This window comes from Bradyrhizobium sp. AC87j1 (assembly GCF_002936975.1).
GTDB classification, from domain to species: Bacteria; Pseudomonadota; Alphaproteobacteria; order Rhizobiales; family Xanthobacteraceae; genus Bradyrhizobium; species Bradyrhizobium shewense.
This window is the reverse complement of record NZ_PTFE01000107.1, coordinates 1-23944: the sequence shown is the minus strand read 5'-3', so window position 1 is coordinate 23944 and position 23944 is coordinate 1. Positions and strand designations below refer to the sequence as shown.

Annotated in this window: 24 protein-coding genes and 2 pseudogenes; 16 read left to right on the top strand and 10 right to left on the bottom strand. The window is 65.2% G+C overall.

What is annotated here, in order from left to right; all coding sequences use genetic code 11:
- From CV770_RS34580 to CV770_RS34560, 5 genes and pseudogenes are all read left to right on the top strand, one after another.
- Positions 1-235 (top strand): annotated as a pseudogene (locus CV770_RS34580) (ABC transporter permease); the annotation flags it as partial.
- A gap of 39 nt (positions 236-274) precedes the next feature.
- The gene (locus CV770_RS34575; protein WP_104465539.1) at positions 275-1291 is read left to right on the top strand and encodes a sugar ABC transporter substrate-binding protein; all 1017 of its coding nucleotides are present in this window, start codon (positions 275-277) and stop codon (positions 1289-1291) included.
- Between the two features lie 77 nt (positions 1292-1368).
- Positions 1369-3486 (top strand): ABC transporter permease, encoded by a 2118-nt coding sequence (locus tag CV770_RS34570; protein ID WP_104465538.1) that lies wholly within the window; start codon positions 1369-1371, stop codon positions 3484-3486.
- On the top strand, positions 3483-4577 hold the full coding sequence (locus CV770_RS34565) for a hypothetical protein (RefSeq protein WP_104465537.1): 1095 nt from the start codon (positions 3483-3485) through the stop codon (positions 4575-4577). The genes CV770_RS34570 and CV770_RS34565 overlap by 4 nt, the downstream gene beginning before the upstream one ends.
- Positions 4574-6070 (top strand): sugar ABC transporter ATP-binding protein, encoded by a 1497-nt coding sequence (locus tag CV770_RS34560; protein ID WP_104465536.1) that lies wholly within the window; start codon positions 4574-4576, stop codon positions 6068-6070. The genes CV770_RS34565 and CV770_RS34560 overlap by 4 nt, the downstream gene beginning before the upstream one ends.
- Positions 6071-6114: 44 nt before the next feature.
- Here the strand turns inward: CV770_RS34560 and CV770_RS34555 are convergent, their stop codons facing one another.
- Positions 6115-6339, bottom strand: a complete 225-nt coding sequence (locus tag CV770_RS34555) for an alkylmercury lyase family protein (protein ID WP_245453942.1) — start codon at positions 6337-6339, stop codon at positions 6115-6117.
- A gap of 422 nt (positions 6340-6761) precedes the next feature.
- On the opposite strand from CV770_RS34555, the gene CV770_RS34550 reads away from it, so the two are divergent.
- A complete protein-coding gene (locus CV770_RS34550; protein ID WP_104465535.1) occupies positions 6762-7037 on the top strand; it encodes a hypothetical protein in 276 nt (91 codons plus the stop codon).
- Between the two features lie 13 nt (positions 7038-7050).
- Here CV770_RS34550 and CV770_RS34545 read toward each other — a convergent pair whose 3' ends face one another.
- Positions 7051-7845 carry an adenylate/guanylate cyclase domain-containing protein gene (locus CV770_RS34545; RefSeq protein WP_028142246.1) on the bottom strand — a complete coding sequence of 265 codons (795 nt, stop codon included), beginning with the start codon at positions 7843-7845 and terminating at the stop codon, positions 7051-7053.
- 238 nt (positions 7846-8083) lie between these two features.
- Between CV770_RS34545 and CV770_RS34540 the strand changes: the two genes are divergently transcribed.
- Positions 8084-8263, top strand: a complete 180-nt coding sequence (locus CV770_RS34540) for a hypothetical protein (RefSeq protein WP_104465534.1) — start codon at positions 8084-8086, stop codon at positions 8261-8263.
- Positions 8264-8482: 219 nt separating this feature from the next.
- Here the strand turns inward: CV770_RS34540 and CV770_RS34535 are convergent, their stop codons facing one another.
- The 4 genes from CV770_RS34535 to CV770_RS34520 all read right to left on the bottom strand — a co-directional run bounded on the left by CV770_RS34535 (position 8483) and on the right by CV770_RS34520 (position 13363).
- Positions 8483-9676, bottom strand: a complete 1194-nt coding sequence (locus CV770_RS34535) for an adenylate/guanylate cyclase domain-containing protein (protein WP_091956292.1) — start codon at positions 9674-9676, stop codon at positions 8483-8485.
- A 114-nt stretch (positions 9677-9790) separates the two neighbouring features.
- Positions 9791-10375, bottom strand: a complete 585-nt coding sequence (locus CV770_RS34530; protein ID WP_104465541.1) for a HutD/Ves family protein — start codon at positions 10373-10375, stop codon at positions 9791-9793.
- Positions 10376-10448: 73 nt separating this feature from the next.
- Complete coding sequence (locus tag CV770_RS34525) at positions 10449-11018, bottom strand: DUF2087 domain-containing protein (protein ID WP_104465533.1); 570 nt, start codon at positions 11016-11018, stop codon at positions 10449-10451.
- A gap of 248 nt (positions 11019-11266) precedes the next feature.
- On the bottom strand, positions 11267-13363 hold the full coding sequence (locus tag CV770_RS34520) for an adenylate/guanylate cyclase domain-containing protein (RefSeq protein ID WP_104465540.1): 2097 nt from the start codon (positions 13361-13363) through the stop codon (positions 11267-11269).
- Positions 13364-13673: 310 nt separating this feature from the next.
- Between CV770_RS34520 and CV770_RS34515 the strand changes: the two genes are divergently transcribed.
- From CV770_RS34515 to CV770_RS34500, 4 genes are read left to right on the top strand one after another with little or no spacing between them, the layout of a single operon-like run.
- The gene (locus CV770_RS34515) at positions 13674-13979 is read left to right on the top strand and encodes a BufA1 family periplasmic bufferin-type metallophore (RefSeq protein ID WP_091956294.1); all 306 of its coding nucleotides are present in this window, start codon (positions 13674-13676) and stop codon (positions 13977-13979) included.
- Between the two features lie 43 nt (positions 13980-14022).
- Positions 14023-14940: an MNIO family bufferin maturase gene (bufB, locus tag CV770_RS34510; protein WP_104465532.1), complete on the top strand. Its 918-nt coding sequence runs from the start codon at positions 14023-14025 to the stop codon at positions 14938-14940.
- Positions 14930-15712: an HvfC/BufC N-terminal domain-containing protein gene (locus CV770_RS34505; protein WP_104465531.1), complete on the top strand. Its 783-nt coding sequence runs from the start codon at positions 14930-14932 to the stop codon at positions 15710-15712. The genes bufB and CV770_RS34505 overlap by 11 nt, the downstream gene beginning before the upstream one ends.
- On the top strand, positions 15709-16218 hold the full coding sequence (locus CV770_RS34500; protein ID WP_091956297.1) for a DoxX family protein: 510 nt from the start codon (positions 15709-15711) through the stop codon (positions 16216-16218). Before CV770_RS34505 ends, CV770_RS34500 begins: the two co-directional genes overlap by 4 nt.
- A 107-nt stretch (positions 16219-16325) precedes the next feature.
- Here CV770_RS34500 and CV770_RS34495 read toward each other — a convergent pair whose 3' ends face one another.
- Genes CV770_RS34495 through CV770_RS34485 form a run of 3 tightly spaced genes read right to left on the bottom strand, consistent with a single transcriptional unit; the run spans position 16326 to position 18408 of the window.
- A complete protein-coding gene (locus tag CV770_RS34495; RefSeq protein ID WP_104465530.1) occupies positions 16326-17171 on the bottom strand; it encodes an SDR family NAD(P)-dependent oxidoreductase in 846 nt (281 codons plus the stop codon).
- A 9-nt stretch (positions 17172-17180) separates the two neighbouring features.
- A complete protein-coding gene (locus tag CV770_RS34490) occupies positions 17181-17732 on the bottom strand; it encodes a carboxymuconolactone decarboxylase family protein (RefSeq protein WP_104465529.1) in 552 nt (183 codons plus the stop codon).
- Positions 17710-18408 (bottom strand): TetR/AcrR family transcriptional regulator, encoded by a 699-nt coding sequence (locus CV770_RS34485; protein WP_104465528.1) that lies wholly within the window; start codon positions 18406-18408, stop codon positions 17710-17712. The genes CV770_RS34490 and CV770_RS34485 overlap by 23 nt, the downstream gene beginning before the upstream one ends.
- A gap of 166 nt (positions 18409-18574) precedes the next feature.
- Here CV770_RS34485 and CV770_RS34480 point away from each other — a divergent pair, with 166 nt between their 5' ends.
- The 5 genes from CV770_RS34480 (at position 18575) to CV770_RS34460 (ending at position 23110) form a co-directional block, all read left to right on the top strand.
- A complete protein-coding gene (locus CV770_RS34480; protein WP_104465527.1) occupies positions 18575-19777 on the top strand; it encodes an ABC transporter substrate-binding protein in 1203 nt (400 codons plus the stop codon).
- A gap of 3 nt (positions 19778-19780) precedes the next feature.
- Positions 19781-20674: an MBL fold metallo-hydrolase gene (locus tag CV770_RS34475; RefSeq protein WP_104465526.1), complete on the top strand. Its 894-nt coding sequence runs from the start codon at positions 19781-19783 to the stop codon at positions 20672-20674.
- Positions 20675-20685: 11 nt separating this feature from the next.
- Positions 20686-21654, top strand: coding sequence for a Bug family tripartite tricarboxylate transporter substrate binding protein (locus CV770_RS34470; RefSeq protein ID WP_104465525.1), 969 nt, complete (start codon positions 20686-20688; stop codon positions 21652-21654).
- Positions 21655-21679: 25 nt separating this feature from the next.
- A complete protein-coding gene (locus CV770_RS34465; RefSeq protein WP_104465524.1) occupies positions 21680-22219 on the top strand; it encodes a VOC family protein in 540 nt (179 codons plus the stop codon).
- Positions 22220-22297: 78 nt separating this feature from the next.
- Complete coding sequence (locus CV770_RS34460) at positions 22298-23110, top strand: class I SAM-dependent methyltransferase (RefSeq protein WP_104465523.1); 813 nt, start codon at positions 22298-22300, stop codon at positions 23108-23110.
- Between the two features lie 31 nt (positions 23111-23141).
- On the opposite strand, the pseudogene CV770_RS34455 reads toward CV770_RS34460, so the two are convergent.
- Positions 23142-23944, bottom strand: a pseudogene (locus tag CV770_RS34455) (L,D-transpeptidase); the annotation flags it as partial.

The following is a 23944-nucleotide window of genomic DNA, read 5'->3' as shown; positions in this document are numbered from 1 at the left end:
CGTCATCCTCGTCGTCGTGCTCGGCGGCATCGGCCTGTCGGGCGGGCGCGGCGGGGTCGTCAACGTCATCATCGGCACGCTCCTGATCGGAACGATGCTGAACGGAATGACGATCCTCAACATCCCCTATGCTGGCCAAAACCTCATCAAGGGCCTGGTGCTCCTGATCGCGGTGATCACGGACACGCTGCTCAACCCACGAAACGAAGAAACGGCCCAACAGGGCGACATCTGATCTGCCTGAAAAAACGCGTATCCAACAAGGAGGAAGACAATGGCCAGCGTTCATAAGTTTGCGCTTGGAAGTATCGCCGCATTGGCGCTTTCAGCCAGCACGGCTCCGGCCCTCGCCCAGCAGGGCCTCGACGAGCCGTTCCAGAAGCCTTTCCGCGAAGCGCTCGCCGGCAAGACCGTCGCCTACGTGCCGGTCGCGATGAACTTCGACCTGACGGAAGGCTGGTACGCCGGCCTCAAGAAGGAGCTCGAGCCGTTCGGCGTCAAGTTCGTGATTCGCGATCCCAACTGGAATACGAATGCCGGCGCGCAAGCCGTCACCTCGCTGATCTCGGAGAAGCCGGCGGTGATGGTGATCCACAATCCCGACGTGCAGACCTACGCCAAGCTGCTGCAGCGCGCCGAGAACGAAGGCATCTACGTCATCCAGATCAACATGGGCTCGGCCTATCGCAGCTCGGCTTTCGTCGGTGCCAACTGGATCGAGATCGGCGAGCGCCAGACCGAGGGCGTGGTGAAGGCCTGCCAGGGCAAGTCCAACAAGATCGCCATCATCCAGGGCGCGCTCTCCGCGGCGGCCAGCGCCTACACGCTCAAGGGCGTCGAAAACATCCTCGCCAAGCATCCCGAGATCAAGGTCGTTTCCAGCCAGGCCGCCGATTGGGATGCCGCCAAGGCCAAGGCGATCACCCAGACGGTGCTGAAGCAGAACCCGGATCTTTGCGGCATCGTCGGCTTCTGGGACGGCATGGACATCGGCACCGCCGCCGCGATCAAGGAAGCCGGCCTGACCGGCAAGGTGTTCCTGGCGACCTCAGGCGGCGGCGAGCGCAAGGGTGCGTGCGAGCTGGTGAAGAACGGCTCGTTCGATCTCAACATGAGCTACGACGTGCCGACACAGGCCGCGCAAATGGCCGGCACGATCAAATGGCTGTTGTCGTCGGGCGCCAAGCCGGGTTCGGTCAAGGGCTCGGAATACACCACGCTGATCCCGATCACGAAAGAAAACGCCGACACCCAGACGGCGTGCTGGAATCTCTCCGATCTCAAGAAGTGATCGCACACTAAAGCTGCGCGTTCCGTCCCTCCGGGTGCGGAACGCGCAACCTTGCTCATGGAATCAGCGGAAGGCAGATGCGCGAGACACTGACGAGGCTCCGATATCGCTACTGGCCGGACCATCTCCTCGGCGAGATCCTGTCCAAACGCTGGACCGAAACTGCCATTCCGGTGATCCTGCTGCTGATCGTCGGCTTCGCGCTCAGCCGCTCGCTCGAGCACTTCCTGTCCGCATCGAGCCTCGCCGATACCGCGCGGCAGGCCGGCGAGATCGGGTTCATCGGTCTTGGCATGGCGCTCGTCGTCATCGTCGGCGGCATCGATCTCTCGGTCGGCTCAATCTTCGCCCTGACGGATTTCTGCGCGCTCTATCTGCTCGACGTGCTCAATTGGCCGGTCCCCGCCGTGGTGGTGGTCACCATGATCGTCGGCGGGCTGCTCGGCGCGGTGAACGGCGTGCTGATCGGGTATCTCAGGCTGCGCGCCTTCATCACCACGCTGATCACGCTGATCATCTACCGCTCGGCCTACGATCTGCTGATCCAGCGCTATTCCAACGCCATCGCGTCGGCCTTCCCGGACATTCCGTCCTGGGATTTCATCGGCGGCGGGAGCGTGTTCGGCATTCCCAGCGTCGCCCTGGTCTACATCGTGATCGCGATCTTCGGCCACGTCTTCCTGACGCGTTTGCGGCCGGGCTGGCACATCACGGCGATCGGCGGCTCGCGCCGCTCGGCCTACAATTCCGGCATTCCCGTCCGCCGCACCATCGCGCTCTGCTATGTCGCGAGCGGCGTGCTGACCAGCATCGGCGCGCTGTTCTTCGCGGCCCGGCTCGGCACGGTCGGCGGCGATATTGGTGTCGGCTTAGAGGTGATCGTGCTGACGGCGACCGTGCTCGGCGGCATCACGCTCGGCGGCGGCAAGGGGTCGGTCGTCAAATCCATGGTCGGCGTGCTCGTCGTCCTGCTCGTCACCAACGGCCTGACCGCCATGAACGCGCGCGGCGGCGTCAACCGCATGGCGCTGGCGACCATCCTGCTGGCGGCGGCAATGGTCGACATCCGCTGGCAGAAGAACCGCACCCGCATCATCAGCAAGGTCTATGTCGCGCCGACCTATCACGCGCTGCCGCCTCCGCCGCCGACCGAGATCGGCAGCGGCGGGCCGTTCGAGCAGAACGACAGGCTGCGTGACGTCTCGCTGATTGGGCTCGGCCGGATCGAGGCGCCCGAGGACGTGATCCTCGACCGTAACGACGTGCTTTACGCCGGATCGCGGCACGGAGACATCATCCGCTTCTTTCCGCCCGATTACGAGCGGATGGAAGTGTTCGCGCATATCGGCGGCCAGCCGCTCGGCATGGCGTTCGACAAAGAGGACAATCTCTATGTCTGCATCGGCGGTATGGGCCTCTATCGCATCACGCCCGACGGCGCGGTCGAAAAGGCCACGGACGAAACCAACCGCAGCATCTACTCCGTGAACGACGACAGTCGCCTCCGGCTCGCCGACGATCTCGACATCACCGACGACGGATTGATCTTCTTCTCCGAGGCCACGGTTCGCTACGAGATGGACGAATGGCCGGTCGACGGGCTGGAAGCGCGCGGCAACGGCCGCATCATCTGCTACGATACCAAGACCGGCGCGACCCACACCGCGCTGCGCGGCCTCAAATTCCCCAACGGCGTCGCGGTCGCCAGCGACGGGCAATCCATCCTGTTCGCGGAGACGTTCGGCTGCTCGATCAAGCGCTACTGGTTCACAGGTCCCAAGAAGGGCGACGTCGAAACCGTCATGGACAATCTGCCGGGCTACCCTGACAACATCAACCTTGCCTCGGACGGCAATTACTGGCTGGCGCTGGTCGGCATGCGCAGCCCGTCACTGGATCTCGCCTGGAAGATGCCGGGCTTCCGCCGGCGCATGGCCAAGCGCGTGCCGGTCGACGAATGGCTGTTCCCGAACATCAACACCGGCTGCGTCGTCAAGTTCAACGAGCAGGGCAAGATCCTAGAATCGTTCTGGGACCTCAAGGGCCTCAATCATCCCATGATCACGTCGATGCGGGAGCATCGCGGCTATCTCTATCTCGGCGGCATCGCCAACAACAGGATCGGCCGCTTCAAGCTCGACAACGCCGATCCCGACTTCGTGCAGTACGACAAGCGCTGGGGGAAGTCGTCGTGATCGCCGCTATCAGCGAAATCGCCAACCGATTCCTCGGCCGCGGCGAGGCCGCCATCACCGTTCCGTCGTTCGACGGGGCGTTGAAGCCGAACCAAGCGCTCGAGCAGGCGGAGATCCTGCTCGAATGCGACGCGCCGGAGGATCTCTGCACGGAGGGCACGTCGCTGCTCATTGCCGACGGCGCACGTCTGACGCGTTTGACCGGAAACTCGACAACGAAGGTCCGCACCTTCGAGCGGCCGATCTCGGCGCTGGCATCCCTGCCCGGTGGAGGCCTTGCCGTCGCACTCGGCGGCACGGAGGTCCGGCTCTATGACAACGCGGCGGCCGAGACGCCCAGGGCAGCCTTTACGCAAGGGCTGCACACCGTCAATGCGCTGGCTCCCGCGGCCGACGGGACGTTGATCGCGACCGACGGATCGTCGTTGCACGATGTCGGCGACTGGGCGCGCGACCTGATGGAGCTCGGCAGAACCGGCCGGGTCCTGCGGCTCGATCCGAAGACGGGCACAATCAGAGAGCTTGCCGCCGGATTGGGTTACGCTTTCGGCGCCATCGCTAGCAACGACGCGGTGCTCGTCAGCGAAAGCTGGCGGCATCGCCTGGTCTCGATCGCGCCGGACGGAAGCCGCAAGGATCTGCTGCGTCACCTGCCCGTCTATCCGTCCCGGCTTTCGCCGGCGAGCGGCGGCGGCTTCTGGCTCACCGCATTCACCGCGCGCACCCAGCTGGTCGAGTTCGTGCTCCGCGAGCCGGGCTATCGCCGCCGCATGATCGCGGAGATCGACCCGGAGTTCTGGGTGGCGCCGCGTCTGCGCTCCGGCAACTCCTTCAAGGAGCCGTTGCAGGGCGCCCACATCAAGACCATGGGCGTGATGAAGCCCTGGGCGCCGCCGCGATCATACGGTCTCGTCATCCGGCTCGGAGCCGATGGCCTTCCGCGCTATTCGCTCCACAGCCGTGCCGACGGCGTCAACCACGGCATCGTCGCCGCCGTGGAAGCCGGCAACGACCTCGTCATGATCGCAAAGGGCCCCGGCCGCGTCATCAGGCTGCCGCTGGCCTCCCTCGGCGAGGAGGCCCGCGCATGAACGACCTCGTCCTGTCGCTGTCGAAGGCGACCAAGCTCTACGCCGGCGTGCCCGCCATCGAAGGTGTCGATTTCGACTTGCGGCGCGGCGAAATCCACGCCCTGGTCGGAGAAAACGGCGCGGGAAAATCGACGTTGACCAAGGTCATGGCCGGCGTCGTGACGCTGACCTCCGGCGGCATGACCGTCGACGGCGTCGACGTCACCCCAAGGACTCCGCTGGAGGCGCGCAACCTCGGCATCGCGATGGTGTTCCAGGAGAACAGCCTGGTGCCGACGATGACGGTGGCGCAGAACCTGTTTCTCGGTCAGGAGAAATTCTACAACCGCCTGCGCGGCATCTACATCGCGGCCCAGCAATTCCTGCAATCGCTCAATTTCGACGTGACGCCGACGGCGACAGTCGGCGGGTTAGGGGCGGCCAAAAAGCAGATGGTCGAGATCGCACGCGCGGTCCTGCACAAGGCCAAGGTGATCATCTTTGACGAGCCGACGGCGACGCTGACGCCGGAGGAGAAGAAATACTTCTTCGATCTGGTCAAGGACCTGAAGAAGCGCGGGGTCTCGATCATCTTCATCTCGCATGCCCTCGAAGAGGCGCTGCTGCTCGCCGACCGCATCACGGTGCTGCGCGACGGCAAGCATGTCGTGACCGACGACGCCTCCCGCTTCGATCGGGCCCGCATCGTCCAGGCGATGGTGGGGCGGGATCTCTCCAACACGCTCTACGGCGCGCGCAAGCCGACGGTGCGGCCTTCGGGCAAGCGGGTGCTGACGGTGCAGAACCTGAAGATGGCGCCGATGGTGAAGAACAATTCGCTGTCGGTGTTTGCAGGCCAGATCACCGGCGTCTTCGGCCTCGTCGGCGCGGGGCGCACCGAGACATTCAAGATTGTCGCAGGCGTCATGAAGCGCGACTTCTTCCACGGCGGCGAGGTGATCCTCGAGGACAAGCCGGTACGCTACCGCGTCCCCGCGCCGGCGGTGCAGGCCGGCATTGCCTACGTGACCGAGGATCGCAAGGTCGAAGGATTCTTCGAGACCGCATCCATTGCGCGCAACATCTATCTCGGCCTGCTCGCCAAGTTTCCCAAGGGACGCACCTGGCTGTCACGACGCGAAAGCACGTCAACCGGAAAGTCCTGGATCGAGCGCCTCAAGGTGCGCGCCATCGGCGACGAGGCCAAGGTCGTCGAATTGTCCGGCGGCAACCAGCAGAAGGTCGTGATCGCCAAATCGCTGATCCAGGATCCGGAGCTGATCATATTCGACGAACCGACGCGAGGCGTCGACGTCGGAGCCATCGTCGAGATTCACGAGCTGATCAATTCGCTGGCCGACAAAGGCAAGGCGGTGGTCGTGATCTCCTCCTACCTGCCCGAGATCATGGCGCTGTCGGACCGCATCCTGGTTTGCAGACAAGGCAAGGTCGTCGAGGAGTTTTCCGCGCTGGAAGCGACCGAGGAAGCCATCATGTACGCGGCGATCCATTGACGGCTGCCCGCCTGCCACGTCGCTGCACAATCGACACGAGCCGATCAGGCGGAACGCGACATGGAGACAGGCTGCCGGCCTCGCTCACCCAGCAGCTTGCCGGTGGTGCTGTTGACGAAGTGCAGCGACATGCAGGCCGGGCACCTCACGGACACATAACTGTCCGCCGGCTCGGAACTCTCGGGCCGCTCGTCATCGATCCGATGCTGGACGTTTATGCCGGTGCGCGGGCACCTGAAGAGGATCTGGCGCTGCATGTCTTTATTCATGCGCCCGAACCGCGGCCGGCGAAATTGCGGATGATTCCTTAGGGGCCCTGCCCGTGTTTGAGATGGGTCAATGCAAAGGGCCTGCTCACGCCTATGCTCTGCATGACATCGGCCGCTCCTGCTCCGGTGCCGAACGAAGCGGAGCCCGGACTCCTAGGCACTCCGGGCACCGCTTCGCAAGACGGGGACTGACCGACCGCGACCAGGGAGCCGGCTCCGGACAAGCGGCTTCGATGGAACCAGGGCAAGAACCGCGGGTTGAAATGGCGCAGCCCTGAACAGAACACGCAATCGGCCTCGGCGCTTTCAAGGAAGCCGGGGCTGATTGACGTCCCCCTTGTCGCCTGACCCCGACACGGCCGAGTGTATGACCCTCCGCGGGAAACAGGCCACTCGGGACCGCCACGATCAGGAGAGCAGCCATGATATCCGCCAACGTCGACGATCTGACCGCAGTGGTGCGCTACGCGCTCGAAACCACCCGCGCGACCACGGTCTGCCCTTTCCACGATGAGGTGATCGTCCGCGTGGGCGACGACGCCGCCGAGAGCCATGCCTACGAACGCGCCAAGCGAATCCTCAGGAGCGACGGCACGGCCTTCGAGGCAGACGCGCTCAGGGAAGAGATCGGCCGCCAACTCGCCGCCGCCGCGGACGGACGATGCCCCAAATGCGACCGGACCCATCCGAACAGATAGGCCCTCAATCCCTTCAATCCTCCACCCGAAACAGCCGCCACCGCTCCGGCACGCCCTTGAGCTGATGCACGCCGTGATCCCTGAAGCGGATCTCCGACTGCGCCATCAGGTCCTTGACCGCGCTCGAGACCAGGACTTCGCCGGCGCGGGCTTTGGCGGCAACGCGCGTGCCGATGTGAAACGCGAGACCGACCATCTCGCCCCCGCTCACGCTGTACTCGCCCGCATGCAGCCCGACCCTGATGTCGAGCCCCAGCGTGCGCACAGCCTTTTGAATCGCGGTCGCGCAGCGGACGCCGGAAGCCGGCGCCTTGAATGTCGCCAGCACGCCGTCGCCGGTCGTCACCACTTCCTTGCCACGCGTACTCTTCAGCTCCTTGCGCACGGCCGCGTAATAGTGGCCCATGACCTTGGTCCAACGCGCATCGCCGAGCTTTGCCGCCTTTTCGGTCGAGCGAACGATATCGACGATCAGGATGGTGGCGAGTGCCTGCTTGAGTTCCGCGCTCCGCTCGGCGGATCGGCGCCGGAGCGCGATCGGTCCGGCCAGCGGTTCGTAGCGGTGGCTGCGGCGCCGGGCGATGGCGGCTTTGGCGTAGTCCTGGGCGCGCTGCGTCGTGCCGCAGCGAACTGTCTTCTCCTGCGGCAATCGCGTCCAGTAGACCCTTCGTCCATCGCCGGCGCCCTGCACCTCAACGGCACCCCACTTCAGGAACACCGCCGAGCCGACGCGCCGAACGCACCACGCCTTCGACGTGTAGCCGGATACGTTGGACTGAAGGACTCCGATGCGAAGGAATTTGGGCATGAAGGTGCGGCCAATTTAAAAGACCGTTTGAGGTCTTCGGGGCGGAAGCCTATTCGTACAATCCTGCATCGGCAATAGGGGCTTCCCAAGGCTGTCGGCGGCACCTGACACCAGGATCGTGCTGACAGTGTCTAAACGCGAGCCGCCCGTCCATTCGTCGGTCGAGAGTTTTCACTCGTCCAAGCAACGATCAGCCTTCAGACGTGTTCTTCCGACATCAGACACGGTGAGGCGCGCCATGAGCAAGGATGACGGACTGAAGCCTGACGACTTCCCGATCGAGGCTGACAAGGACAAGCTCAGGACACGCAAGGGCGAGCCCGTCGCCTCGGCGGAGTCGGACAAGATTGCGGACCAGATCGCCGAACGCCTGAACGAGCACGCGCACCAGGAAGAGCAGGATCGTTGGTCCGCGTAGGCGTTACGAGGGTGCCACCCCAGGGCCTTGGCCTGCACCGGGTCTCACAGTTCCGGCGAATGGCGGCCTCGGCTCGACCTCCGCCCCCTGGACCGCGAGCCGGGCTGTCTGATCCCTGGCAAACCCAGGACGGCCAGCAGGCGATGCCGAACTCAGCTCCACCGGAGCGAACCGCAAATAGATCGCCGCTGGCAATTCGTCCTGGGTGGGGCAGTCGCCCTACCCGTGATACGCGAACAGCTCGATCGGATCGCTGAAGCCCCGCACCTCGTGCTTGCCGACGTGCTCCAGCTCGAACTTCTCCTCCACCAGCTCCGCAAAGTCGCGTGACAGCAGCACCGTTCGTCCGAGCTGCTTGGTGAGGGCTTCGAGGCGGGAGGCCATGTTGACGGCGGGGCCGATCACCGTGAAGTCGAGCCGGCTGGTCGAGCCGATATTGCCGTACATGACGTCGCCGACATGGACGCCGATGCCGTAGTTCAGCGGCGCGCGGCTGGTCGCACGGTTCCGCTCGTTCAGCGCTGTCATGGCCTGACGGGCCTCGGTCACGGCATGGAGCAGGTTCGCGCAGGCATCGGGCTCATGAAGCGGGAAGATGGCGAGCAAGCCGTCGCCGATGAATTTCAGGATCTCGCCGCCGTGCCGCGCGATCGGCTCGGACATCGCGTCGAAATAATCGTTGAGCAGGTCGATGACGTCGTCGCGCGGCCAATTGTCGGAGATCTTGGTGAAATCCCTGAGGTCGCAGATCATGATCGCGGCGCGCACGGTCGTGCCGGTGCCGCGCCTGGTGGCGCCGGCCAAGATGAGCTCGCCGGCATGGGAGCCGACATAGGTCTCGAGCAGGGTGCGCGCCAGCCGGTTCTTGATGCGGATCTCGCTGACCAGCGCCAGCACCGGCAGGACCTTCTTGAGCGCTGCGATATGCGCCGGATCGAAACCACCGGGTCGGTCGGTGGCAAAGGTGACGATGTGCCGCTTGCCGAGCGTGTGGTACAGCGGCCAAGCGACGTAGTCGGTCAGGCCCAGCGTCCGCATCTCGTTGTAGAGAGCGTGCTTGCGGCCGAGAGATGAATCCTGCTCGAGCCTCTCCCGCACCTCGGCGGCACCATCATGAATCTCGTTGGCGGGACTGCCGATATACTCGGACCGCTCACGGACGTCGTAATCCACCCGTGCGATCTCCGCCCCAGTCATTCCGTCGGACCAAATCATCCGGGCGCCGAGCCATTGCGGATGATTGATCTGGACGTGAAGCGTCGCCCGCTTGAGCGGAATGCCTGCCTGCTGCAGCCGGATGGACATCTGCGCGAAGATATTGTCGATGAAGCGCTCATCGCGCGTGCCGTTGGTCAGCCAGTCGACGACACCGTCGACTTGCGTGGCGGGGGCGTGGTTGTCTTGCGCGGTCATATCCTGCCCTTCACGGCGGTCTGCATCAGGGCAGATATCGTGCCCCGGCTCCGCCGCGTCAACCTAGCCAGTTGCATGGATTGTGCGCATCGGCCCGTCGGGGCTGTCGCTCCCTTAGCCGACGATCCGGATCGACCCCAGCACCACCGGACCCGAAACGAGCGCGAGCTTCGATGTCTCGGCCAATTCGATCCTGAGCGTGCCGTTGCCGGGGATGGCAAGATCCTCTCCATCGAGGCGGATGCGGCAATCGCCGTGCGGTGCGTAGACCAGATGCGTGCCGGCAGGCAACGATCGATCGCCGGCTTCCCTGAGCGCTTCGAGCTCGATCTCCACGGCGCCGCGCCGCGCCATCAGGTTGACGACCTCGACCGGCCCGGCGTGAAGCTCCGTCACGATCTCGAGCTCGCCGGTGAAGCGTACCGTCGTAAAAGGTTCACGCTCGTCGAATTCCTGGCCCGGAGCCTTGAGCACCAGCCCGCGCCCACCGACCACCATCTGCAAGCGGTCGATGCCCGGCATATGGGAGAAGGGACCGGGCGCCACGATCGGCGTGCTCGCAAAACGCCAGAGCAGGCTATCCCAATTCTTCTGCGGCGCATCGGCCCGATAAGCGTCCGCGATATCAGTGAAGATGCCGCCGCCGTTCTTCCAGGGCGAGCGGGTATAGTCTTCAGATCTGAGCAGTGTTGCCTTCATGGCGGTCCTCGATGCGATGGCGGTGCAGGGAAGCGCGTTCGCCCGGCGGGCGGCAATGCGTCCGGATTTGCGGTCATGTCGCAGCTTCCAATCGTCCGGATGCACCGGCCTTGAGATGGCGCAGAAGCGCTGCCGCCTCCGTCGGCGGCCGACGCTCGATCCTGCGATACGCGCGCCCGTCGGCCGTGCGGGAGACCAGGCCGTGATCGCACAGCGCGCGGCGGAGCAAGGCATCGTCGGCGAAAGCGTGCTGACGATTCAGCAGCGTCTTCACTTCCGCCTCGGCCAGATTGCTCCGCGGCGGGAAGCCGGCCCACAACACCCAGAGGCTCAACTGCTGCAGGCTGTGGCGGGCCGGCCAGCGCAACAGCCTGCCGTGGTCGTCGAAATGGCGCGCGGCGCGCTGCACGCGCTTGAAATCGACCGCATCGACTTGTGGTGCCGGCGTGCCGCGATCATCCACGGCAGTGCCGACCGCACGCGCGCGGAAATGCTGATAGTTCCTGTGCCCCGTCGCACGCGCAAGAATGTTGAGCAGCTCGACGTGACCGGGTGGTGACGTGCGCTCCAGAAGCTGGGCGCGCAGGGATTTCGCGAGCGCGGAGATGTCGCCCGCAACGAATTCAACGGGGGTTCTGGTCATGACCAATCCTCGATGTGCCGATCCACAGATGGATTGTCGGAGGTCACCGGCTTACGACGCGGCACGAGGTTTGGTGTCGATTCGATTTAGCCTTGCAGGTTTAGCTTCCCTCGCGGGACGGTGACGCCTGGGTGAACTGCAGACCCGGCCAGACCCTTACTATAGACGCCCGGCGAGTTCAAGGGCCTGGCCCGTCGGATGCGCGGACGCCGTGATTGGTGCGCCGGGTGTCCCGGACTCCGACGCCGCTATTTCGAGGTCAGTGCCGCCACGCCATGCCAGGCGAGATCGGGCGCAGCTGCAGCGAGCTGCCGGCAACGCTCGCGCATCAGCTCGGCGGGACGATCGTGGCCGCGCCGTTTCAGCACAACCTCGAAATCGGCGAGCGCATCGGCAAACCGCCGCGCGCGATAGGAGGCAAGGCCGCGCTCGTAATCCTCGATCCAGCCGATCGCCTCGCCGTCTATGGCGTCCCCGTCCACGATCCCGATCAGCTCGTAAACAGAGAATCCCTCCTCCCGGCCGTAGACCGCGATACTATCGACCTCGCGCGTGACGACGGCGCCGCGCGCCAGACGTTCGGTGGCCTCGCCGATCAGTATCTGCGTGCCATAGACTTTGTTGGCGCCTTCGAGCCGGCTGGCGACGTTCACGGCATCGCCGATCACGGTGTAGTTCAGCCGCAGCTCCGAGCCGATATTGCCGACCAGCATGCGGCCCGAATTGATGCCGATCCGGATCTGGATCGGCTGGCCGAGATCGTCGGCCAAACCGGACTCTTCGATCGCCCTGCGACAGGCGAGCGCCGCGCGGCAGCATCGCGCGGCGTGATCGCCTTGCGGCTGCGGCGCACCCCAGAACGCCATCACGGCATCGCCGATGAACTTGTCGATGGTGCCGCCATTGGCAACGATGATCTCCGAGGTGACGTCGAGATAGCGCGACAGCAGCGGCACCACGCGATCGCCCAGCCGCTCGGACAGCCCGGTGAAGCCGGCAATGTCGATGAACATCACGCTGAGCTCCTGGACACTGCCGCCGGGCTTTGCCTCGACGCCCTGGCGCAACAGGCCACGGACCAGATCGGCCGGGATGAATTTGCGGAAGGCCGACAATCCGGCCGCCATCTCGGCGATCGCTCCCGACAGGCTCGCGATTTCCTTGAGCCGCGAGGGGTGGCGGCGGACCTGCTCCAGCGCGAAGGATTCGACATGGCGAAGCTCGCCGACGACACGCGACAGCGGCGCGGCGATGACGGACCGCGCCAGCATCGCCGAGGCCAGCGCCGCGAGCACGGCGCCGATGGCGAGACCGAGGATCAGGCGGTGCAACGTCGTCTCGACCGGCCCGAGAAATTCGGCCTCCGGAATCACGGTGGCGAGCGACCAGCCGGGGAACGGCAGCGGCGTCAGCGCAACCTCGTAGGCCGCGCCGCCGGAGGTGAGCCGGCTTCGCCAGGCCTCCTTGCGGCCGTCCTCGCCCGCCTTGTCGAGCGCAGCGCGCGCCAGCGGCAGCAGCGTCGTGTCGCCGCGCGCCGGATGGAGCTCGTCGGCCTCCTTGTCCGGCGCCGCGACGAGCTCGCCGCTTCCGTCAACGATGAAGGCAGTCCCCGTGCGCCCGACCTCGAGCTGCGACAGGAAACGCGCAAGCCTCGTGTATTCGATGATGACCGCCAGAACGCCTTGCCGCTCCTGATAGACGTCGATCGGCCCCGCGAACGCGATCGACGGCCGCTCGCCGGTCGCATGGTCAATCACCCTGAACCATTGCGGCTCATCCGCGGTCAGCCCGGCCTTGAACCAGGCTTGATCGGCGACATGAAATCCGCTCGGCTCGAACCGGCGATTGGCGAATTCGATGTCGCCGGGCACCACGTCATATTCATCGACGCGGCGCTGCCCCGGATGATCGGTCAGCGAGATCTCCATCATCTCCAGGCGGCGATCGCCGAGCTTGTGCGCGGCGAAGAAGGAGCCGTCGGGCCAGCCGAAGGCGACCCAGGAAATCGTCGCCTGCGACTGCAATTGCGACAGGAACACGAATTCCCGCTTGTCGGCCTCGCGGGTGTCGAGCACGTTCTGCAGGAACAGCGTGCGGATCGCGGTGTGCGCGGCGCGCGCCTCGTCGACGATGGCCGAGACCTCCTTGCGCACCGCCGCAACGATCTGCTCGTTGATGGTCGCGGCGAGTTGGCGGCTGGTCGCCTCCGCCGTGCGCCACCACAACAGGTTGGAGAGCGCGGCCGTCAGCAGGATCGCAGCGAGGACCAGCGCGGACACCGCAAGGCGGATGCTGACCGTTAGCCCAGCGAGCGCATGAAGCCGTCGTTCGGGATCAACCTTCATCGCTGTCTTCGCCTGCCGGTCCATACGAGCCACTGACAGCTCTACGCCGCCGGCGCTCGCCCGTTACGTCTGGCAGAAAATGGACGCGCGCCGCCAATGCCCGGTGGCTACCGTCTCGATAGACCCAAGGCATTGGCCTTGGGCGGACGCTTGCCCGCTAATGGCGGCCCAAGCGCACCGGCGGTGCGCCCGATCCAAACGGTCTCACGGGTTCGTGAGCAGTCTCGCCGTAACGCGGGCTGCGCGCGCAACGAAGGAGACCATGCGCCATCGCCTGCCAGGCGATGCCATCTCGAACAGGAGAATCTCGATGTCTGCCAAACATGCTGTCACCTCGCTCGTCCTCGCCGGCGCGGTCTCGACCGCGCTCGCGACCCTCGCCGCCGCCGGGCCGCTGACCAAGGCCGAGGGCGAGGCTGCCGTCGCCGCCAAGAAGGAAAAGTGCTTCGGCGTCGCGCTGAAGGGCCAGAACGACTGTGCGGCAGGACCGGGCACGACCTGCCAGGGCACCTCGACCGTCGATTTCCAGGGCAACGCCTGGAAGTTCGTGCAGGGCGGCACCTGCACCAGCATCGAGCTGCCGGGCGGCAAGAAGGGTTCGCTCAAGCCGGTCTGACGGCAGACGCGACGTCGCCGGCGAGCACGAACGGAGCAGCACGATGAGCACGGTGATTCAACCGACCCGACCAGCAGCCATGCCGCTCCGCTTCGCAACGCCCATCGGCGGCGTTGCCGGGACGAGCTTCAAGCCCGAGCATCTGCCCGCAATCCTCGAGGCCGGACCTCGGCGTGGCTTCTTCGAAGTTCACGCCGAGAACTACATGGGCGCAGGCGGTCCGCCGCATCGCGCGCTGGAAGCGATCCGGCGCGACCATCCCCTGTCGCTGCATGGCGTCTGCATGTCGATCGGCGGACCGCGGCCGCTCGACAAGGCGCATCTGGCGCGCTTCCGCGGCCTGGTCGCACGCTATCAGCCGGCGCTGGTCTCCGAGCATCTGGCGTGGTCGACCCATGAGACCAATTTCTTCAACGATCTGTTGCCACTGCCCTATACCGAAGCGACGCTGGCTTGCGTCTGCGACCATATCGACCAGGTGCAGGAGGCGATCCGCCGTCCGCTGCTGCTGGAGAACCCCTCGACCTATGTCGCCTTCCGCGAATCCTCGATGCGCGAGACCGAGTTTATCCGCGCCATTGCCGAGCGCACCGGCTGCGGGCTGCTGCTCGACGTCAACAACGTGTTCATCTCCGCCACCAATCAGGGCTATTCGGCGCTCGACTACCTCGCGGACTTCCCGCTGTCGCATGTCCAGGAAATTCATCTTGCGGGCCATGCCGAGCAGGCCGACGACGAAGGCTATCTGCTGTTGATCGACAGCCATGACGGCCCAGTCGCGGACGCCGTCTGGAAGCTCTATGAGATCGTCATCCGGCGCCGCGGCGCGGTGCCGACGCTGGTCGAATGGGACAGCAAAATTCCGGACTGGCCGGTGCTGCAAGCGGAAGCCCTTGCCGCACAGGCGATCCTCGACCGTCATCAATCCACAGCAATGGCAGGAGAGCGTCATGCCGCCTGAACCTGGTCTGTCCTACGCCGCCGCGTTCGCACCGGCGCTGTTGGATCCCACGCGCAGCACGCCTGCGATCGTGACCGGCCCGAACGGCAAGGCGGCCGGCCGACGCTACGATGTCTACCGCAACAACGTCACCGTCAGCCTGATCGACGCGCTGGCGGCGGTCTACCCGGCGGTGCAACGCATCACCGGCGCCGAGTTCTTCCGCGCCATGGCGCGCTTCCATGTTCGCAGCAATCCGCCGACCTCGCCGCTGCTGTTCGAGTATGGCCGCGACTTTCCGGAGTTCATCGCAGCCTATGAGCATGCGCAAGATATGCCCTTTCTCGCCGACGTCGCGCGCATCGAGCGGGCCTGGCTCGACTGCTACCATGCTCGCGATGCCGTCCCGCTGCCGGCGGACCGGCTGTCGGCGGTCACGTCCGACCGTTTGGCCAATTTGACGTTCGTTCCGCATCCGGCGACGCGATGCCTGCGCTCGCAATACGCGGCCGTGACGATCTTTGCGGCCAATCGCGACGGTGCACCGCTTCTGCGCATCGATGCCTCGACGCCGGAGGACGCCCTGATCACACGGCCCGAATTCGACGTCACCGTGCGCCGCCTCCCGCCCGGCGGAGCGGTCTTCGCGGACGGGCTGATCTCGGGGCGGCCTCTCGGCGAGGCCGCGGCGTCGGCTCTGGCCGCTGCGCCCGAATTCGACATCGCCGCGAACATCGCCGGGCTGATCGAAGCCGGCGCCTTCATCTCGCTCGCTTGCGGAGACCCATCATGATCACGGACCAGCACATGACCACCGAAAGCGGACTGCCGTCGCCCTGGCTGCTCGTCGACAGGGCCAATCGTCTGATCCAGACGCTTGCGACGCCGTCGCTCGTCCAGCTCGTGCTGCGCGTCGCGCTGGCGGTGCCGTTCTGGCGCTCGGGCATGCTCAAATGGGCGGGCTTCCTCAGGCTGAACGACACCGCGGTGACGCTGTTCAGCGACGAATTCATGCTACATCTGCCCGGCGGGCCCTATCACTTTCCGGCACCGACCGTGATGGCGTTCCTTTCAGGCTCCGGCGAGATCATGTTCCCGATCCTGCTGGTGCTCGGACTAGGCACCCGGTTGGCCGCGCTCGGGCTGCTGTTCATGACTGTCATCGTCGAGCTCACGGTGCCCGACGGCTGGCCGATCCACCTCACCTGGGCGGCGATGGCGCTCGGCATCATGGCTCACGGGCCCGGCAACATCTCGCTCGATCATCTGCTCTGTCGCGCGCGATCGCGCGCGCGATAAGGACGCGCAAGTCCGTAGCCCGGACGGAGCGCAGCGCAATCCGGGTCAACTCGCGCGATGAGGCAGCGGTCCCGGATTACGCTTTCGCTCCATCCGGGCTACAGGCCTCACATCCCGCTCAGGCCACTATCGACCGCCAGCGTCTGCGCGGTGATGTAGACACTCTCGTCCGACAGGAAGAACAGCACCGCATAGGCGATCTCCCAGGCCGTGGCCTGGCGGCCGAACGGGACGTGGCCCTTGCCGCGGTTGGGACGGCCGGCACCGGCTTCGCGGCCGTTCGGGGTGTCGACGAGGCCGGGATAGACGAGGTTGGCGCGAATGCCGCGGCGCGAGCCGAGATGAGCGATGTTGCGCATCAGGCCACCGAGCGCGGCTTTCGAGGAATCGTACACCGCCATCTGCGATCCCGCCTTCAGCGCGGCGATCGAGGAGATGAAGACGATGGCACCGCCATCGTCGAATCTCGGCAGCGCGGCGCGGCAGCACAGCATGGGGCCGCGGACATTGACGTCGTAGATCCTGTTCCACTCCTCGGGGCTGACGTTATCGAGCCCGGTCTTGCCGAAGGTGCCGATGTTCAGCACCATGCCGTCGAGGCCGCCCATGGCGCGATGGGCTTCCTCGATCATGCGCTGGACGTCGGCCTCGGATGTCACGTCGGCCTCGATCGCAAACCCTTCGCCGCCCTCATCGGTGATCTGCTTGACGGTCTGCTGAGCGGAGGTGCGGTTGAGATCAGCCACCGCGACCTTCGCGCCCTCGCGTGCGCACAAAATGCTCATGGCACGGCCGTTGCCGATCGGATCGGTGGCGGCATCGAACACGCGCTGGCCGCCGCCGACGATCAGGATACGGCGGCCTTTCAGCCGCCCCCTGCGCGGCGCCTCACCGAGCGATTCCGCGCTCGGCGGACGAACATAGCGCTCCGGCTTGTTGTCGGTTTCCGTCATCGCGACCGCCTATTTCTTGCCGCCGTCATAGACCGTCATGCCGGCCGCGGGATCGAGATCGGTTTCGGTCGCCTCGGTCAGGCGCGCCATCATCATGTAGAAGCCGAGCGCGACGATGGATTCCACGATCTCCTGATCGCTGAAATGCGCGCGAGCAGCGGCGAAGGTCGCCTCGGGAACGCGGACGTTCTCGACGACCTCGCGGCCAAACTTGAGCAGCGCACGCTCGGCCTCGCTCAGCGCGGCGGCGTCGTAATCTGCGCGCTCGACGGCGTCGACCTGCGCTTGCGTGCAGCCGACGCCGAGCGCGATCGGAACATGCTGGCGCCATTCATAGGCGCCGCCCTCTAACTGGGCGGCTTGAAGGATCAGGAGCTCGCGGTTGACGGCCGAGAGCTTCTGCTTATGCAGGATCGAATTGCCGAGCCGCATCGCCGGGATCATGTTGGCCTCGGCATGGGCCATCATGCGAAAGATATTGAGCTTGACCGGCATACGGTCGAACGAGGCGCGGACGTCGCCGCTCGTCGTCTCCGGATCAATCAGGGGCAGCCTTGCCACGGTTCTCTCCCTTGGTTTTTCGTTTCTTGTTGTCGGTGTCCTCGCCTGCCGCGATCAGCGACAGGAAGAAGGCGAGATAGCGGTCGATCGCCTCGATCACCTTGGGCCGCGGCGAAGGTGATGCGCCCATCACGTAATGCTCGAGGCGGATGTAGATCAGGCCGGCCGCGAACAGCCGCGCGGTCTCGCGCGGGTCCGGCGTCTTGACCAGGCCGGCGAGCGCAAAGCCACGAAAATAGTCCGTCATCATGGTCTGCTCGCGCGCGTAGAAATGATCGGCGAACTTGGCGCGGATGCCGGGCACGCGGTTACGCTCGGCGGTGATGACCTTCTGAAACTGGTGCTCGCGCGGATCGGACCATTGCTCGACGAGGTCGAGCGCAAACTGCCGGCAGAACGCTGCAGGCTGCCGCGCGAGCTGCTTGTAGCGCTGCTCCTCAAGCCGGCTCGCCGAGCTCGCCGGGCCATGCTCGCTGACGATCGCCTCCAGGATCGCGGCCTTGCCGGGGAAATGATTGTAGAGGCTGCTCTCGCGGATGCCGACACGGCGCGCGAGCTCGCGCATCGAGGCGCCGCCATAGCCGCTCTGCGCGAACAGGTCGAGCGCTTCGGTGAGGATGCGCTCACGGGTCGTGGGCGCAGCGGCTTCCGCCGCGCTGGAGGTGTGGACAGCCATGTCGGCTTGACTAACGAACGATCGTTCGCTAGTCAACCGTACGAACGATCGTTCGTTTACCAGGCTGGCGGCAACGGTCGCGGCCCGCAAGCCCGCTTGCGGGCGCTGTTCTCGCGTTTCAACTCCGCTCCTCGAGAGGCGGAGAGCAATTTGGGGAGACGACGTCATGGCGCGCTTTGCCCGCCTTCGTGCGGCCTGCATCCTGTTGCCGCTGCTCGCAAGCAGCGCCGCCTCTGCCCAAAGCAAATACGATCCCGGCGCCGACGACAGGACCGTCAAGATCGGCACCACCGCACCGCTGAGCGGCCCGGTATCGGCGTTTGCGCAGATCGCGAAATCGGCTGAGGCCTATTTCCGCAAGGTGAACGACGACGGCGGTGTCAACGGCCGACGCGTCCAGATGATTATCGCTGACGATGCCTATAGCCCGCCGAAGACGGTGGAGCAGACCCGGCGGCTGGTCGAGAGCGAGGAGGTGCTGCTGATCTTCGGCGGCGTCGGCACGCCGACCAACAGCGCCGTGCACAAATATCTCAACGACCGCAAGGTGCCGCAGCTCTTTTTGGGCTCGGGCGCGGCGAAGTGGGACGATCCCAAGAACTTTCCGTGGACCGTCGGCTGGCAGCCGACCTATCGCGACGAGGCGATCGCCTACGCGAAGTTCATCAGGGCGAGCCATGCCAATGCGAAGATCGGCGTGCTCTACCAGAACGACGATCTCGGCAAGGATTACCTGAAGGCGCTGGAGGAAGGCCTCGGCAGCGGCGAGGCGATCGTCGCGCGCGCGGCCTATGAGACCTCGGCGCCGACCGTCGACACGCAGATCCTGCAACTGAAGACCGCAGGCGCTGACGTCGTGCTGGTGGCGGCGACGCCGAAATTTGCCGCGCAGGCGATCCGCAAGATCGGCGAGATCGGCTGGAAGCCGGTCACCATCATCTCCAACGTCTCGGCTTCGATCAGCGGGGTGCTGGAGCCGGCCGGCAAGGACAATTCCACCGGCGTCATCTCCAGCCAATATCTGAAGGACGCCACCGACCCCGCCAACAAGGATGACCCCGGCTACCGGGAATGGCTGGCGTTCATGGACAAGTACATGCCGGACGCCAACAGGAGCGACTGGCTCAACGTCTACGGCTACACCATCGCGCAGACGCTGGTGACGGTGCTGAAGGCCTCCGGCAACGACCTCACCCGCGCCAACGTGATGAAGCAGGCGACCACCATGAAGGACGTGAAGCTGCCGATGCTGATCAACGGCACCGCGGTGAGCAACTCGCCCGAGCGCTTTACGCCGATGACGAGCCTGCAGCTGATCCGTTTCGACGGCACGCGCTGGGTGCCGTTCGGCGATCTCTTGAAGAACTGATCAATGCGACAGGTGAGGATCGGCAGCATGCGGGTCGATCTCGTCAGCGAGATCCCTTCGCTTGCCTTCGGCAAGAGCTGGCTGTTCGCCAACGTCACCGACGAGGTGATCGCGGAAAACCGGAGCTGGCTCGATCACCGCTACATCGAGCCGCAGACCGGCCGCTTCATCCTCAGCCATCACTCCTATCTGGTCCGCACGCCGCGCTGGACCGCGATCGTCGACACCTGCTGCGGCAATCACAAGAAGCGGCCGCGCGTGCCGGCGTGGAACAACCTCGACCAGCCTTATCTGCAGAACATGCAGGCGCTGGGCGTTGCGCCTGAAGAGGTCGACTTCGTGATGTGCACGCATCTGCATGTCGATCATGTCGGCTGGAACACGCGGCTGATCGACGGCCGCTGGGTGCCGACCTTCCCCAATGCGCGCTATCTGATGGGGCGGGCCGAATATCGCCACTTCGAAGCCGCGCAAAATGCGGCGCCGAGGAGCCCGGTGAACCACGGCTCGTTCGAGGATTCCGTGCTGCCGGTGGTGGCGGCCGGCCTCGCCGAATTCGTCGAGACAGATCATCGCCTGTTTGGCGACCGCGACGCTGCCTTGCGCTTTGCGCCGGCACCTGGGCACACCGCCGGCAACATGCAGATCCACCTCAACGGCGGCCACGATCACGCGGTGATGTCTGGCGACGTCATCCATCATCCGATCCAGTGCGCCGCGCCGTGGCTCTCCAACGCCGCCGATGTAGATCCGGCTGCGGCGCTGGCAACGCGCATGGCGTTGCTGGAAGAGCTCGCGGATACGCCGAGCTATCTGCTCACCGGCCATTTTCCGGCACCGACCGCGGGACGCGTGGTCAGGCACGGCGATGCCTACAGATTTCGTTTCGAAGATTAGGGGGAAACATCATGAAGCTGCGCACCATCACGCTCTCATTGTTCGCATTGTGGTTCACGGCCCTGCCGGCACGGGCAGAGGATCCGGCCGCCTACCCCAGCCACAGGATCAGGATGTTGCTGCCCTATGCAGCGGGCGGCGGCGGTGACGTGGTCGGCCGGCTGCTCGCGGACAGGATGGGCAAGACGCTCGGACAGAGCATCTATATCGAGAACCACACCGGTGCAGCCGGCACGCTCGGCACGCAGATGGTCGCAACGTCCGCGAATGACGGCTACACCATCACCGTCGGCGGCATGACCACGCATGTGCTGGCCCCCGCGATCTATCCAAAACTGCCCTACGATCCGATCAAGGATTTCACGACCATCGGTCGCGTCGGCACCTCCTCGATCATGCTGGTTGCGACCAAGAATTTTGCCGCCAACGACATCAAGGGCCTGGTCGCTCTGGCCAAGAAGGGCGAGCCGATCCAGTACGGCAGTTGGGGCGTCGGCTCGACCGGCCAATTCTGCGCGGAGATCCTGATGCAGCAGACCGGCATCAAGATGGACCACGTGCCGTTCAACGGCATCGCAAAACTCGCCGGCGACCTGCTCGGCGGCCACATCTCCCTTGCAACGCTCGACATGGCCACCGCAACGCCGTTGGTGAAAGACGGTTCGATCAAGGCGCTGGCCGCCTGCGGCGAGCGCTCGCCGAGCCTGTCCGATGTCGCCAGCTACGGGGAGCAGGGCGTGCCGTTCGATCGTAGCTTGTCCTGGGCGATGTATGCGCCGGCGGGCCTCGCTCCGCCGATCGCACAGAAGCTCTCGGCGGCCCTGAAGGAAGCGCTCGGTGACGAGGTGGTGAAGCAGAAGCTCCTGGCACTCGGCATCACCCCGCAATTCGTCCCCGGCGACGAGCAGCGCGATCTCAACGCGCGCGACATCGCGGCCTGGAAGCAGGTTGCCAAGGACGCAGGCATTGAGGTCAAGTGAATAGGCAGAGAACAGGAGCGCGGGCATGAGCCGCATCTTCGGCGCGGTGCGCCAGAACGGATATGTGGTGAGGGACATCCACGCCGCGATGAAGCACTGGATCGAGGTGATGGGTGTCGGCCCCTGGTACTACATGGACCGCGTCAAGACCGACTGGTTTCGCCACCGCGGCCGGGACTCCGCCGTGGAGATGAGCATTGCGCTGGCAAATTCCGGCGACCTCCAGATCGAGCTGATCCAGCAGCGCAACGACGCGCCGTCGCTGTACAAGGAGTTTCTTAATGCCGGGCACGAAGGCCTCCAGCACATGTCCTACTGGAGTCACGACTATCAGGCCCTCTACGACAAGGCGATCGGGCTCGGCTACAGGATCGGCCATGAGGGCCAGATCGGCGGCGACAAGGGACGCTTTGCCTATTTCGACACGCAGGACCATCCGGGCACGGTGATCGAGATCTCGGACATCAGCGGCACCAAGGGGCCGTTCTTCGAGAAGGTCCGGCAAGCCGCGATGAGCTGGGACGGCACGCGGCCGATCCGCGAGGTCGGTGGCGGGAAATCGTAGGATCGGTCGCCGGCTGGGCAGGCGCATTGGCCGGCAAACCATGGTAAACTTGGTGTCCGAACCTTCAGCGAGGCAATCATGTCCGACACTGACAAGGTTTTCGCCGGCTCGATTCCGAAAATCTACGACGAGTATCTGGTCCCGATGATCTTCTCCGTCTATGCGGAGGACATCGCAAGACGCATCGCCGCCCGCTCGCCTTCCGTGCTGCTCGAGATCGCCGCGGGCACAGGCGCAGTGACGCGCGCCGTGGCGGCGGCGCTGCCGCGCGGCATCCGTTACGTTGCAACCGACCTCAACGAGCCCATGCTCGCGGTCGCTGCGCAGCGTCAGGCGGACGATGACCGCATCAGCTGGCGCCAGGCGGATGCATCGGCCCTGCCCTTCGGTGATGCCGAGTTCGACGTGGTCTGCTGCCAGTTCGGCGCGATGTTCTTTCCGGACCGCACCAAAGCTTACGCGGAAGTGAAGCACGTCCTGAAGCCGGACGGCACGTTCGTGTTCAACGTCTGGGATCGGATCGAGGACAATGTGCTGACGCATGAAGCGACAGTCGCGCTCGGAAAACTGTTTCCCGACGACCCGCCGCGCTTCATGGTCCGCACGCCCCACGGCTATCACGACAAGGCCATCATCAGAACCGACCTCGAACGTGCCGGCTTTCGCGACATCTCGATCGAGACGCGATCTGAAACAAGCCGCGCGCCATCGCCCGAATATGTCGCGCTCGCCCTTTGCCAGGGCACGCCGCTGCGAAGCGAGATCGAAGCAAGGGATGCCAGCAAGCTTCAGGCCGCGACCGACATCGTCGCCGAGACGATCCGGGCGCGTCATGGCGCCGGCCCGGTCGAGGGCAAGATTCAGGCTGTGGTGATCGAAGCGCGTCCGTAGCTGCAGGCCGTCCGGGCGGCTATCCCGCGTCCTACCACCAGCTTCCCTGCATCGGCTGTGTCGACTGATAATATTGGTACTGGCCGCGTTGCCGGCGGGGATTGGCCGGCTGTACGTAGGGGTCACGCTGGTAGAAGAAGCCGAAACCGTTACCGCCATTGTCCCAGCCGTCATCGCTGGCGATCATGGCAGGTGCGGTCGGCTTGCGCGTGATGAAGCCGCCTTGCGGCTGGTCGCTTAACACCGCGACGAATTCGGTCCGGTAATTGGTCTCGGCGCTCAGCGGCTCGTCCGAGATGATGATCGAGGAGCGCGGCAACGCGGTCGGCCCGATGCGATCCCAGACGTCCTGCGGGATGGTGATGCGGTCGAGCGCATTCCTCGCCTCGTCGCCGTTTTCGATCGTGACCACGCTCCAGCGCAGGCCCGTAGCGGACTTCGCCATCGCCGTGAAGATATGCGTGCCGATCGGCTGCTCGGGATTGCGGATCGTGACGGGGACTTCGATGCTGGTGTCGAACACTTCGCCGCCGCCATCGGGTGCTGGCTTATGCGTGTTTCGCCGCACGTAGAGCTTCTGCGTCGAGCGGCTGATGTAGACCGAGACCGGCTCACCCGCGAGCTTTGCGTCGGTCGCTGCCTTCACGGCGTCGGCCTTCCTGGCCGCGGTGGCCTTCGCGGCCTCCTTCGTCGCGGCCACGGCATCGCGCTTCGGCTGAGCGGCGGCCTTGGCGGCGTCGAGCTGCGTCGCCGCGTCGGCGGCCTTGGTCGCCGCCTTCTGCTTCAACTCCTCGGCCTTGGCGCGGGCCTGATCGTTCTTGGCGTTCGCGAGCG

Coding starts and splice junctions, on each gene's coding strand:
- CV770_RS34535 (WP_091956292.1), bottom strand. CDS start 9,676: ATGACCGCGCAAGACAACCACGCCCCCGCCACGCAAGTCGACGGTGTC.
- CV770_RS34460 (WP_104465523.1), top strand. CDS start 22,298: ATGTCCGACACTGACAAGGTTTTCGCCGGCTCGATTCCGAAAATCTAC.
- bufB (WP_104465532.1), top strand. CDS start 14,023: ATGAGCACGGTGATTCAACCGACCCGACCAGCAGCCATGCCGCTCCGC.
- CV770_RS34505 (WP_104465531.1), top strand. CDS start 14,930: ATGCCGCCTGAACCTGGTCTGTCCTACGCCGCCGCGTTCGCACCGGCG.
- CV770_RS34470 (WP_104465525.1), top strand. CDS start 20,686: ATGAAGCTGCGCACCATCACGCTCTCATTGTTCGCATTGTGGTTCACG.
- CV770_RS34555 (WP_245453942.1), bottom strand. CDS start 6,339: ATGAATAAAGACATGCAGCGCCAGATCCTCTTCAGGTGCCCGCGCACC.
- CV770_RS34560 (WP_104465536.1), top strand. CDS start 4,574: ATGAACGACCTCGTCCTGTCGCTGTCGAAGGCGACCAAGCTCTACGCC.
- CV770_RS34575 (WP_104465539.1), top strand. CDS start 275: ATGGCCAGCGTTCATAAGTTTGCGCTTGGAAGTATCGCCGCATTGGCG.
- CV770_RS34485 (WP_104465528.1), bottom strand. CDS start 18,408: ATGGCTGTCCACACCTCCAGCGCGGCGGAAGCCGCTGCGCCCACGACC.
- CV770_RS34550 (WP_104465535.1), top strand. CDS start 6,762: ATGATATCCGCCAACGTCGACGATCTGACCGCAGTGGTGCGCTACGCG.
- CV770_RS34475 (WP_104465526.1), top strand. CDS start 19,781: ATGCGACAGGTGAGGATCGGCAGCATGCGGGTCGATCTCGTCAGCGAG.
- CV770_RS34515 (WP_091956294.1), top strand. CDS start 13,674: ATGTCTGCCAAACATGCTGTCACCTCGCTCGTCCTCGCCGGCGCGGTC.
- CV770_RS34520 (WP_104465540.1), bottom strand. CDS start 13,363: ATGAAGGTTGATCCCGAACGACGGCTTCATGCGCTCGCTGGGCTAACG.
- CV770_RS34465 (WP_104465524.1), top strand. CDS start 21,680: ATGAGCCGCATCTTCGGCGCGGTGCGCCAGAACGGATATGTGGTGAGG.
- CV770_RS34500 (WP_091956297.1), top strand. CDS start 15,709: ATGATCACGGACCAGCACATGACCACCGAAAGCGGACTGCCGTCGCCC.
- CV770_RS34480 (WP_104465527.1), top strand. CDS start 18,575: ATGGCGCGCTTTGCCCGCCTTCGTGCGGCCTGCATCCTGTTGCCGCTG.
- CV770_RS34540 (WP_104465534.1), top strand. CDS start 8,084: ATGAGCAAGGATGACGGACTGAAGCCTGACGACTTCCCGATCGAGGCT.
- CV770_RS34545 (WP_028142246.1), bottom strand. CDS start 7,845: ATGCCCAAATTCCTTCGCATCGGAGTCCTTCAGTCCAACGTATCCGGC.
- CV770_RS34570 (WP_104465538.1), top strand. CDS start 1,369: ATGCGCGAGACACTGACGAGGCTCCGATATCGCTACTGGCCGGACCAT.
- CV770_RS34525 (WP_104465533.1), bottom strand. CDS start 11,018: ATGACCAGAACCCCCGTTGAATTCGTTGCGGGCGACATCTCCGCGCTC.
- CV770_RS34495 (WP_104465530.1), bottom strand. CDS start 17,171: ATGACGGAAACCGACAACAAGCCGGAGCGCTATGTTCGTCCGCCGAGC.
- CV770_RS34530 (WP_104465541.1), bottom strand. CDS start 10,375: ATGAAGGCAACACTGCTCAGATCTGAAGACTATACCCGCTCGCCCTGG.